At 58.7% G+C, this 10400-nt stretch carries 11 protein-coding genes and 1 pseudogene; 5 read left to right on the forward strand and 7 right to left on the reverse strand.

The features are described from left to right. Positions 1-91 precede the first annotated feature (91 nt). Positions 92-1207: pseudogene (gene rssB, locus ACQKP2_RS30275) on the reverse strand (two-component system response regulator RssB); the annotation flags it as partial. Positions 1208-1482: 275 nt separating this feature from the next. Between rssB and ACQKP2_RS30280 the strand changes: the two are divergent. Continuing rightward, the gene (locus tag ACQKP2_RS30280; RefSeq protein WP_427581998.1) at positions 1483-1782 is read left to right on the forward strand and encodes a PilZ domain-containing protein; all 300 of its coding nucleotides are present in this window, start codon (positions 1483-1485) and stop codon (positions 1780-1782) included. Positions 1783-1841: 59 nt separating this feature from the next. Here the strand turns inward: ACQKP2_RS30280 and ACQKP2_RS30285 are convergent, their stop codons facing one another. Next, complete coding sequence (locus ACQKP2_RS30285) at positions 1842-2531, reverse strand: MlaA family lipoprotein (RefSeq protein ID WP_427581999.1); 690 nt, start codon at positions 2529-2531, stop codon at positions 1842-1844. Between the two features lie 199 nt (positions 2532-2730). Here ACQKP2_RS30285 and ACQKP2_RS30290 point away from each other — a divergent pair, with 199 nt between their 5' ends. Then, positions 2731-3351 (forward strand): HAD family phosphatase, encoded by a 621-nt coding sequence (locus ACQKP2_RS30290; protein WP_427582000.1) that lies wholly within the window; start codon positions 2731-2733, stop codon positions 3349-3351. A 124-nt stretch (positions 3352-3475) separates the two neighbouring features. Beyond that, positions 3476-3739 (forward strand): DUF4404 family protein, encoded by a 264-nt coding sequence (locus ACQKP2_RS30295; protein ID WP_427582001.1) that lies wholly within the window; start codon positions 3476-3478, stop codon positions 3737-3739. Between the two features lie 113 nt (positions 3740-3852). Here ACQKP2_RS30295 and queF read toward each other — a convergent pair whose 3' ends face one another. Together queF and ACQKP2_RS30305 are read right to left on the reverse strand one after the other, a co-directional pair. Further along, positions 3853-4683, reverse strand: a complete 831-nt coding sequence (gene queF / locus ACQKP2_RS30300) for an NADPH-dependent 7-cyano-7-deazaguanine reductase QueF (protein WP_427582002.1) — start codon at positions 4681-4683, stop codon at positions 3853-3855. Between the two features lie 61 nt (positions 4684-4744). After that, positions 4745-5281 (reverse strand): cupredoxin domain-containing protein, encoded by a 537-nt coding sequence (locus tag ACQKP2_RS30305; protein ID WP_427582003.1) that lies wholly within the window; start codon positions 5279-5281, stop codon positions 4745-4747. Between the two features lie 156 nt (positions 5282-5437). On the opposite strand from ACQKP2_RS30305, the gene ACQKP2_RS30310 reads away from it, so the two are divergent. Both ACQKP2_RS30310 and ACQKP2_RS30315 read left to right on the forward strand, forming a co-directional pair. After that, positions 5438-6118 carry a heavy metal response regulator transcription factor gene (locus ACQKP2_RS30310; RefSeq protein WP_427582004.1) on the forward strand — a complete coding sequence of 227 codons (681 nt, stop codon included), beginning with the start codon at positions 5438-5440 and terminating at the stop codon, positions 6116-6118. Continuing rightward, positions 6118-7467 carry a heavy metal sensor histidine kinase gene (locus ACQKP2_RS30315; protein ID WP_427582005.1) on the forward strand — a complete coding sequence of 450 codons (1350 nt, stop codon included), beginning with the start codon at positions 6118-6120 and terminating at the stop codon, positions 7465-7467. The genes ACQKP2_RS30310 and ACQKP2_RS30315 overlap by 1 nt, the downstream gene beginning before the upstream one ends. A gap of 109 nt (positions 7468-7576) precedes the next feature. On the opposite strand, the gene ACQKP2_RS30320 is transcribed toward ACQKP2_RS30315, so the two are convergent. The 3 genes from ACQKP2_RS30320 to ACQKP2_RS30330 all read right to left on the reverse strand — a co-directional run. Continuing rightward, the gene (locus tag ACQKP2_RS30320) at positions 7577-8821 is read right to left on the reverse strand and encodes a lipoprotein-releasing ABC transporter permease subunit (RefSeq protein ID WP_427582006.1); all 1245 of its coding nucleotides are present in this window, start codon (positions 8819-8821) and stop codon (positions 7577-7579) included. Positions 8822-8887: 66 nt separating this feature from the next. After that, positions 8888-9571 carry a lipoprotein-releasing ABC transporter ATP-binding protein LolD gene (gene lolD, locus ACQKP2_RS30325; protein ID WP_427582007.1) on the reverse strand — a complete coding sequence of 228 codons (684 nt, stop codon included), beginning with the start codon at positions 9569-9571 and terminating at the stop codon, positions 8888-8890. A 7-nt stretch (positions 9572-9578) separates the two neighbouring features. After that, the coding region (locus ACQKP2_RS30330; protein WP_427582008.1) for an FtsX-like permease family protein at positions 9579-10400 on the reverse strand (822 nt) is incomplete at its 5' end.

Here is a 10400-nt window from a genome sequence, read left to right on the forward strand (position 1 = left end):
TCCTTTCACGGGCGTTAATGAGAAACAGTATCTTTCATTGCACGTTGTACTTTCAACGCTGCGATCAGTCCCACACTTCATGACGCCCCGAAAAAACCTGCCGCAGACCATCCAGGCTGCCGCCCGCCGCCTTGACCCGTTTGGGCAACGCAGCTTCTTTTTCTTTGAGTGTGGGTTCTGGTAAAAGGTCCAGAATGCCATCAGACATCAGCGTCAGGCTGAATGTCGGTGGCAGCTCCAGTACGTGGTCTTCGTAGGTGGCTTCGTTGAAGAGGCCCACCGGCAGGCCACGCCCTTCCAGGTATCGAACACTGTCGGGTGTGTACAACACTGGCAACGGCAAATGACCGCCGATGCTATAGGTCAACAAACCTGTCTCCTCGTCGATGACTCCACCGACCATTGTGACGTGCTTGCCCAGCTTACAACTGATCAGGCCCCGGTTGATATGACCAAGAACCTCTGAAGGCTTGAATTCCGGCAAGGTGCCACTGCGCTTGGATTCGAACAACAGGCGCGTGGTCATGAACTTCAACAGCACGGTCACGAAGGCCGAAGAGGCGCCATGACCGGAAACATCCGCCAGGTAGAACGCGATACGGCGCTCGTCGACCCGAAAATAGTCCACGAAATCACCCGACAGATACAGTGACGGAATGATCTGGTGAGCAAACTTGAGCTCATCGATGGTCCACGGGCTGACCGGCAGCATGTTCATCTGCACCTGGCGACCGGCATTCTGGTCTTCCTGGAGCAGGTTCAGGCTGGCGGCAAGTTCACGGTTGGCCTTTTCCAGCTTTTCGCGGTAGCGCTGGTTTTCCAGCAGCAGGCGCGCACGATCCAGGGCCCGACGCACGGAGTGCTCAAGCACGGCCAGATCTTCAAGAGGCTTGATCAGGTAATCGGCTGCGCCCAGGCGCAGCGCCTCGACCGCGTCGTTCATCACCCCGGCGCCCGACACCACGATCACTGGTGTTTGCGGCGACAGCTCGGTGACCTGGCGAATGAGTTCGAGCCCGCCCATCTGCGGCATGCGCAGATCGCAGATGACCAAATCAGGCTTGTCTTGCTCGAATACCTGCAGACCCTGCTGGCCATTGCTGGCCTGCAAGACGCTGAATCCACTGTCTTCCAAGTAGGCGGCGAGGCTCGCTCGCACTACTTCGTCATCATCGATTATCAGCAGCGTGGCACTGGTTTTTGGCATGTGGGCAAACGGCGCCAGAATTAGGTTGGCGTAGCGGCTCGGGATTAAACCCGGCTCAGGCTACTGGATTCGCTTTCTAGCCTCTCTGCTGCACCGCTTTCGAGCATTTGCCCTACACACGTGTACACCAGAGGTGCCCTTCTAAGGCGCAGACGGTACTCCCATCCGCGAGGCGTTTCAAGCTCGCACCGATGGTCGCTTGAGGTCTACACTCTTCAAATCACCGGGAGTTATAAGAACCAACAGAACCGTAACCCAATGGAAGGATCAAACCCATGAGTCAAACTGGTCGGGACTACAGCGAAAAGCGCGATTTCATCCGCATGCGAGTCGATGCCGATGTGTCGCTGATTCATGAAGGAGACGAGGTGCCCGCCGTCTGCATTGACCTCTCCAGCAGTGGCATGCAATTGCAGGCACCGCGATTATTCGGAAAGGGTGACCGACTCAGCGTACGCATCGAATCCGAGCACGCCGCACTCAAAGGTTTGGAAGCCGATACCGAGGTTGTCTGGGTGAGGGAGCAGCACGACGGCAGCCAGAAACTTGGACTTACAATCTTGAAAATGAAATAACCCCTCTCCAGACAAAAAAGGCAGCCCGAAGGCTGCCTTTTTTGTCTGGAGGGCCGGAATCAGAAATCGTCTTCGACCTGGCCATCCTTGACTTTGAATTCACGATTCTGCAGGTATGCATTACGGATGAAAATGTACTTGTCGCCGCTGATCAGCTTCTCGGAGGACAACAGATCCGCGCGGGTATCGATAATGTTCAGGCCGAAGATCGAATTACGCGCCGGCACATCGTTGATGTACGGATAAGGGCCGGTATAGCCATCGACCACCTTGGACGGTGCGTCACGCAAGGTGCTTGGGCCCAGCAGCGGCAGCATCACATAAGGCCCGCTGCCCACGCCCCAGTGACCGAGGGTCTGGCCAAAGTCTTCGTCGTTGCGCTGCAGGCCCATTTTGGTCCCGACATCAAAGAAACCCAGCACACCGAAGGTGGTATTGAGGAGCAATCGCGCGGTGTCGACACCTGCCGCGGCGGGTTTGGCCTGCAGGATATCGTTGAACAGGTTGGTCACATCGCCAACGTTGCGGAACATGTTGTGGATGCCGTCTTCAAGGAACTGTGGCGTCACGTATTGATAGCCCTGGGCCAATGGCTTCAAGGCATAGGTGTCGACCACGTCGTTGAATTTGAAGATCGGACGGTTGATGCTTTCCCAAGGGTCATCTTCCGACGCTGCCTGGGCAACGAACGGAACCAGCAACACGCTGGCACACACACAAAGCTGAGCGAGATGATTGCTCCAGCGCATAAAAAACTCCTTGGATTGAACATTCGCCGGGCGCCTGGCTCGACGTAAAGAGTGTCAGTATAAGACGGAAACGCCGCTTAAGGCAGCATCGCCCCCAAGCACCCACCGATCATTCATGTCGTTTGTGAGTGTTTCACATCCGTGTCACTCAACTGTCACCGACGCTCTTTAGCCTCAAGGCTATTTCAGGGACGTTGCTATGCCACACGCCGAAACTTCGCCTCAATACGCGCCAAACCTGACTGCCGTGCTGTTTGGCCTTAGTGGTTGCCTGGTGGATTTCGGCGCTCGAACCCGGCTGCTCGAAGGCCATTCGGCCGAGCATGCCGAGACCACGCCGGGCGCGCTCGACAGCCTGCACAGCTTGCAACGCCAGCAGATACCCTGCGCCTGGCTCGATGAGCTGCCCCCTGCCCTCAGCCATTCCCTGGCCGGCGCCTTGCCGGAATGGATCAAACCCTCGCAACATCCCGCAACAATCAATCCATGGCCGGCCCCCAATGCATGCTGGCAAGCGTTGATGACATTGAATGTTCAGCGTCTGGACGGCTGCGTGCTGGTCAGCGGTGAACCGCGTTTGCTGCAATCGGGACTCAACGCCGGGTTGTGGACCATTGGACTGGCGTCCTGTGGCTCCCTCTGCGGGCTATCTCCCGCGCAATGGCAGGCACTTTCTCCACAGGAGCGGGATATCAAACGTGGCAAGGCGACGATGCAGCTGTTTGGACTGGGCGTGCATTCGGTGATCGATCACCTGGGTGAACTCGACACGTGCCTGGCGGACATCAGGCTGCGCCGGCTCAAGGGCGAAAAACCCTGATCGCGGCCTCACACCTATGAAGCATGCAGGTTGCGCGCGAGTGGATTAATCTAAAGGTCAGCCATAGACCTTTGACGTACCGCTGTGGTCCATGCCAGTGCCAATCGAAAGAAGGAAGAACGCCATGCCCGCCCGCGAACTGCAAGAACAGCTCAATGCCCTGCGCGAGCAACTGGAACAGAATCCTCCGCTGTCAGAATCCGAGCGTGAAAACCTGCACGAACTGATGCAACAGATCGAACTCAAGCTTGAGCTCGAAAGCAAGACCCAGGACGCCAGCCTCGCCGACGGCGTCAACCTGGCGGTGGAGCGATTCGAACTCGAACACCCGACCCTTGCCGGCACGTTGCGCAATATCGCGCAAGCCTTGGGCAATATGGGCATCTGAACCCTGCGGATACGAAAAACCCTGTAGGAGCGAGCACGCTCGCGATCGTGTGTCAGGCAAACTTGTTTGACTGAAAAAACATCGCGAGCGTGCTCGCTCCTACAGGTTACGGGTCACTGGCGGACCAGGCGGTGGTTGGGCAGTTGCACTGCTTCAGTACTGCGATAAGGGTTGATATCCAGGCCGCCACGCCGCACATAGCGCGCATACACCGTCAGTTTTTCCGGCTTCAACAAGCGTTGCAGGTCGAGGAAAATCCGCTCCACGCATTGCTCATGAAAGTCCGAATGCTGGCGGAAGCTGACGATGTATTCCAGCAAACTGGCGTGGTCCAGCGCCGCCCCCCGATACTCGACAACAACGCTGCCCCAATCAGGCTGGCTGGTGACCGGGCAATTGGATTTGAGCAGATGGCTATGCACGCTCTCTTCGACAATCCGCGACACGTCGCAGCGCAGCAGTTCCGGACGCGGATGCTCGTAGTTGCTGACACTGATATCCAGCTCGTCAATGCATATGCCCGGCAACGCCACGACCCCCTCGGCCTCCACGTCCTTGAGGCTTCGAACTCGCACACCTACTGCCTTGCCGGCAGCGGCCGACAAGTCTTTGACCAGGGTCGCTTCCAGCGTTGCCGTATCAGCGAATGGCGTCTGATTCAGCGAGTTGAGGTACAACTTGAACGACTTCGATTCGATGATGTTCGGTGAGTCGGCGGGAATGCTGAACTCGCCAATCGCCACCACAGGCTTGCCCGAAGGCAGCAGCCACGACAACTCGAAGCAGTTCCAGAAATCCACGCCCTTGTACGGCAGGGTGTCAGCCGTCAGGCCCAGTTCGGCCCACTTCGCGGTACGCGGGATCGGAAACAGCAAGGACGGCGTGTAGGTGGCAATGTATTCGCTGGACTTGCCCAGCGGCGAATGTTCGGCTGCGGGATGCATGGCGGAAACCTGACTGAAGAATCAGCGGATTCTATCAGCCTTTGCTCCCGCCTTTGAGTGCTTACTGACTGACTGTCAGTTTGCCCACCATGCCGGCCTGGTAGTGACCGGGAATATTGCAGGCGAATTCCAGATTGGTGGCTTTGGTGAAGGTCCAGGTCAGTTCAGCGGTTTTGCCCGGCTCAACCAGCACGCTATTGGGGTCGTCGTGCTTCATGCCGTGCCCCATCGAGCCGTGATCCATACCGGCCATGGTGCTGTGGTCCATGGTTTTCATGCCGGTCGGCGTGAGGAGGCCATCTTGTTGCATCTGCATCATTTCCTGCTGGTGCCTGGCATGCATGGCCGCGTCACCGAGGTTGAACTCGTGCAGCAATTTGCCTTTATTGACCAATATGAAGCGCACGGTTTCTCCCGCCTTGATGTCGATGGCCTTGGGGCTGAACGACATATCGCCCATCACCACCTCGACACTGCGGGTTGCTTTTGCCGCGGGTGCCGGTTGGCCAAAATCATAAGTTTGCGCCGGTGATGCCCACACCTGCGAACTCAGTGCCAATACACAGACAGCCAGCCATACGGTTTTGCGCAAAAACATTGTCGTACTCCAAACAAATTCGGGTTCAGCCTGTGGAAAACTCTAAACTGCCGACGCTGCCCTTAACCTGACAGCCAGATTACAACTTTGTCAGGTTGATCGGCATCTTCGTCGCGCCCTGTATAAAGCTGTTGTTCCACTCAACCCGAGTCGCCCATGAAACTGCTGATTGTCGAAGACCAACCTAAAACCGGACTCTATCTGCGCCAGGGTCTGACCGAGGCCGGCTTCAATACCGAATGGGTAGCCGATGGCAATGCCGGCCAGCAATTGGCCTTGAGTGGCGACTACGCGTTGTTGATCCTCGACGTGATGCTGTCCGGACGCGATGGTTGGCAGATTCTGCAAGCCGTGCGCAGCGCAGGCCTGGATACCCCCGTGTTGTTTCTGACCGCACGAGATGCCGTGGAGGATCGGGTTCACGGGCTGGAACTGGGCGCCGACGATTATCTGGTCAAGCCATTTGCCTTTTCGGAGCTGTTGGCCCGGGTACGCAGCCTGTTGCGCCGCGGCAGCGCCGCCCCTCAGGAAACCAGCCTGCACCTGGCTGACCTGCGCCTGGACCTGATCCGTCGTCGGGTCGAGCGCGGTGGCCAGCGCATCGACCTGACAGCCAAGGAATTCGCCCTGCTGGAAATGCTCTTGCGGCGTCAGGGTGAGGTACTGCCCAAATCGCTGATTGCTTCACAGGTCTGGGACATGAACTTCGACAGCGACACCAATGTCATTGAGGTCGCCATTCGTCGCTTGCGACTTAAAATCGATGATGAGTTCTCCAGCAAACTGATTCACACCGTGCGCGGCATGGGTTACGTCCTCGAAGAGCGCCCCGCCTGATGCAACGACTTTCGTTAAGCAGTCGCCTGGCCCTGCTGTTCGCAGCCTGTACGGCGGTGGTGTCGCTGTTCGCCGGCGTACTGTTCAGCCGCGCCAGCGAGGCGCACTTCATCGAGCTTGATCAGCAACTGCTGGAGGGCAAGTTGATTGGCTTGCGACGGGCGCTGCACGATATTCAATCGAGCGAAAGCGACGTCAGGCTGGCCGAGGAGTTGAGCCGCCAGGCCGACTTGTCGCTGCGCATAACCGGCAGCGATGGCCGACGCTGGTACGACAGCTCGACGAACCTGCCCGACAAACTTCCGCAACGACCCGGGCTATCGACCCTCAACAACGACGGAGCCGATTACCGCGTGCTGAATGCACCCCTGTTCGTCAACAAGACCGATTCGCCCCGCTTGACCCTGTTGCTGGACATCACCCATCACCAGCATTTCCTGCAACGCATGCAGCACCTGATCTGGTTGACGATGAGTTTGTCGGCCCTGGCCACCGCCCTGCTCGGTGCCTGGGCAGCCCGCAGCGGCTTGCGACCGTTGCGACGCATCAGCACCGTCGCCAGCCGTGTTTCGGCGCAATCACTGAACGCGCGCCTGCCCGAAGAAAACATGCCACCGGAACTGGCGGAAATGGCCCACCACTTCAACGCCATGCTCGGACGCCTCGACAACTCCTTTCAGCGATTGTCGGCATTTTCCGCTGACATTGCCCATGAACTGCGTACGCCACTGTCGAACCTGCTGACGCACACCCAGGTCACCCTTACCCACCCGCGCGCCATCGAGGACTATCGCGAAGCGCTGCACAGCAATCTCGAAGAACTGCAATGGATGGCCCAACTGGTCAACGACATGCTTTATCTGGCGAAAGCCGACCACGGCCTGTTGATGCCCGAGCGCGAAACCCTGGATCTCGCGCAAGAGGCGGACTTGCTCCTGGAGTTTTTCGCACCGCTGGCCGAAGACGCCCAGGTGAACCTGAGTCGGGACGGTAGCGCCCGCCTCGCAGGCGACCGCAATATGTTGCGCCGGGCACTCTCCAATTTGCTGGACAATGCGCTGCGTTTTACCCCTGTCGAGGGCGAAGTGCGGGTCAAACTGACGGAGCAACCCGACGGCGTGAAGCTGAGCGTCGAAAACACCGGCAAAGGAATCGATGCGCAACAATTGCCGCGCCTGTTTGACCGTTTCTACCGCGCAGACCCGGCACGCCGGGAAGGCAGCAGCGAACACGCGGGATTGGGGCTGGCCATTACACAATCCATCATTAATGCCCATGGCGGGCAGATTCGCTGTGAATCGGCTGAGGGCTGGACCCGATTTGTGATCCAGTTACCGAAAGGACATTGAGACCGGCAGGAACGGCCCCATCGCGAGCAGGCTCGCTCCCACATGGGTTTCCGTGGTCCACTCGATTACCTTGTGGGAGCGAGCCTGCTCGCGATGGCGGTATGGCTGATTACGAATAGCGCAACGCGTGAGCCGGCTCGATCTTCGCCGCACGCCACGCCGGATACACCGTGGCCAGGAAGCTGAGGATGAAACCCGCCGAGCAGATCAGCAGCACATCCCCGCCCTGCAGTTCAGATGGCAGGTTGCTGACGAAGTACACATCGGAGCTGAAGATGTGCTGGCCAGTGACCCGCTCGATCCAGCCCACCATCTCACTGACATTCAACGCCGCAATCACGCCGAGCACGCCACCGATCAACGTGCCGACAATCCCGATCACCGTACCCTGGACCATGAAGATGGCCATGATCTGTCGAGGTGTTGCGCCAATAGTGCGCAGGATCGCGATATCCGCGCCCTTGTCGTTCACCACCATGATCAAGGTGGCGATGATGTTGAACGCCGCCACGGCGACGATCATCAGCAACAACAGGCCGATCATGGTTTTTTCCATTTTCATCGCGCTGAACAGGCTGCCCTGGGTATGGGTCCAGTCGTCAGCCTTGTAAGCCGTACCCAAGCCTGTGGCGATAGCGCTCGACACCTGCGGCGCGGCATAAAGATCCTTGACCGCCAGTCGCACGCTCTGCACCTGATTCGGTTCCCAGTGCTGCATCTGCGCCGCATCCGCCATGTGAATCAGCGCCATCGAGCCATCCAGCTCGGCACCGACCTTGAACACACCCACCACGTTCAAACGCTGCATGCGCGGGGTAATGCCACCCGGTGCATTGCTGACTTCCGGCACGATCAGGGTGATCTTGTCGCCGACATTCAAACGAAAGCGCCGCGCCGTGATCTCGCCGATCACCACGCCAAACTCACCCGGCTTCAAAGCTTCGAGGCTGCCTTGAACGATATGCTTGGCAACGATCGACACCTGACCTTCCAGCGCCGGGTCGACACCGCTCACCTGGAGCGGCTGCATCGCCCCCTTATAGGACAGCATGCCTTCCAACTCAGTGAAGGGCACGGCGGCCGTGACTTCCGGATTTTTCAGGGCGGCCGCGGCAACGGGCTGCCAATCGTCTATCGGGTTGACGCCGACGATGGTCGCGTGCGGCACCATGCCGAGAATGCGCGAACTCATTTCGCGCTGGAATCCATTCATCACCGATAACACCACGATCATCGCCAGCACGCCCAGGGCGAGCCCGATCATCGAGGTCATCGAAATGAACGAAACAAAGCGATTGCGGCGCTTGGCGCGGGTATAGCGCGTGCCGATAAAGATCGATAGCGGTCTGAACATTCGCTGGGGCACCGTATAAAAATAAAAGACCCGACGCACTTTTCAGTTGCGCCGGGTTTCTGCCAATCAGATAGGCGTCAAGCAACCTTCCTGCAGGTGCAGGACGCGATCCATCTGGCGGGCAAGGTTCATGTCGTGGGTCACGACCAGAAACGCCGTGCGCATCGAGGTGCTGAGTTCGAGCATCAGCTCCTGAATACCTTCGGCGGTGTGCAGATCGAGGTTGCCGGTCGGCTCGTCGAGCATCACCAGCCCCGGTTTGTTCACCAGGGCACGGGCAATGGCCACGCGCTGACGTTCGCCACCGGACAGTTCCGCCGGCTTGTGTTCCAGGCGATGACTCAGCCCTACCCGCTCCAGCAATGCCGTTGCACGCTGGCGGGCCTCAGGGATGGCCGTCTTGCCGATCAGCAACGGCATGCAGACGTTTTCCAGCGCAGTGAACTCGGGCAACAAATGGTGGAACTGGTACACGAAACCGAGGGCACGGTTACGCAACAGGCCACGATTCTTCTCGCTCAACGCCGAGAGTTCTTCCCCGTCAAGCCAGACGCTACCCTTGGTCGGTGTGTCGAGCCCTCCCAGCAAATTGAGCAAGGTACTCTTGCCCGAACCGGATTTACCGACAATCGCCACGCGCTCGCCCGGATGCAGTTCCAGCTGCAGACCGCTCAATACCTCCACCGACTCCGGGCCTTCCTCGTAGGACTTGCCCAGGTTGCGGCAGCTCAAGATTGCTTTATCACTCATGCGCGACTCACTCATAACGTAGCGCCTCTGCAGGCTGGGTGCGCGCAGCACGCCAGGCTGGATACAGGGTGGCGAGGAAACTCAGGACCAGCGCCGCAGAGCAGACCATCAGCACGTCCTGGCTCTGCACCTGCGATGGCAGGTAATCGATGAAATACACGTCGGCGTTGAGGAACTTGTGCCCGATCAGGCCTTCGAGGGCCGAGATCGCGGCGCTGACATTCAGCGCGGCAAAAATCCCGACCACTGCGCCAATCGCGGTGCCGACCACGCCGATGACCGTGCCCTGCACCATGAATGTGCGCATGATCGTGCCCGGGGTGGCGCCAAGGGTACGCAGGATGGCGATGTCACCCTTCTTGTCGTTCACCACCATCACCAGTGTGGAAATGATGTTGAAGGCAGCGACGGCGACAATCAGCAGCAACAGCAGGCCGATCATGGCTTTTTCCATGCGGATGGCCTGGTACAGGTTGCCGTGGGTGCGGGTCCAGTCGCGAGCGTAGTAGCGGTCTTCACCGAGGTCCCGGGCAATGCTCCACGCGGTGCGCGGCGCCTGGAACAGATCGTCGAATTTCAGGCGAATGCCCTGTACCTGATCCGGTTTCCAGCGATGCATGCGCGCCAGGTCCTGGAGATTGGTGATGCCCAGGTAACCGTCGATCTCGCCGGCGCCGACATGAAAGATGCCGACGACTGTGAAACGCTTCATGCGCGGGAACATCCCGGCAGGGGAGCCAGGACGGTCGCCGCATCCATGCACGCTGGAACCACCAAGGAGTCTGATATGCACGTCTCCCATAAACGCTTGCTCGCGGTCCTGGGGTTT

Source organism: Pseudomonas sp. NPDC089569 (genome assembly GCF_050280625.1).
Classification (GTDB): domain Bacteria; phylum Pseudomonadota; class Gammaproteobacteria; order Pseudomonadales; family Pseudomonadaceae; genus Aquipseudomonas.

Excerpts from the sequence above, each read along its gene's own strand:
- queF (WP_427582002.1), bottom strand. The coding sequence starts at position 4,683 with ATGCATCCCGCAGCCGAACATTCGCCGCTGGGCAAGTCCAGCGAATAC.
- ACQKP2_RS30320 (WP_427582006.1), bottom strand. The coding sequence starts at position 8,821 with ATGTTCAGACCGCTATCGATCTTTATCGGCACGCGCTATACCCGCGCC.
- ACQKP2_RS30305 (WP_427582003.1), bottom strand. The coding sequence starts at position 5,281 with ATGTTTTTGCGCAAAACCGTATGGCTGGCTGTCTGTGTATTGGCACTG.
- ACQKP2_RS30295 (WP_427582001.1), top strand. The coding sequence starts at position 3,476 with ATGCCCGCCCGCGAACTGCAAGAACAGCTCAATGCCCTGCGCGAGCAA.
- ACQKP2_RS30315 (WP_427582005.1), top strand. The coding sequence starts at position 6,118 with ATGCAACGACTTTCGTTAAGCAGTCGCCTGGCCCTGCTGTTCGCAGCC.
- ACQKP2_RS30285 (WP_427581999.1), bottom strand. The coding sequence starts at position 2,531 with ATGCGCTGGAGCAATCATCTCGCTCAGCTTTGTGTGTGTGCCAGCGTG.
- ACQKP2_RS30280 (WP_427581998.1), top strand. The coding sequence starts at position 1,483 with ATGAGTCAAACTGGTCGGGACTACAGCGAAAAGCGCGATTTCATCCGC.
- lolD (WP_427582007.1), bottom strand. The coding sequence starts at position 9,571 with ATGAGTGATAAAGCAATCTTGAGCTGCCGCAACCTGGGCAAGTCCTAC.
- ACQKP2_RS30290 (WP_427582000.1), top strand. The coding sequence starts at position 2,731 with ATGCCACACGCCGAAACTTCGCCTCAATACGCGCCAAACCTGACTGCC.
- ACQKP2_RS30310 (WP_427582004.1), top strand. The coding sequence starts at position 5,438 with ATGAAACTGCTGATTGTCGAAGACCAACCTAAAACCGGACTCTATCTG.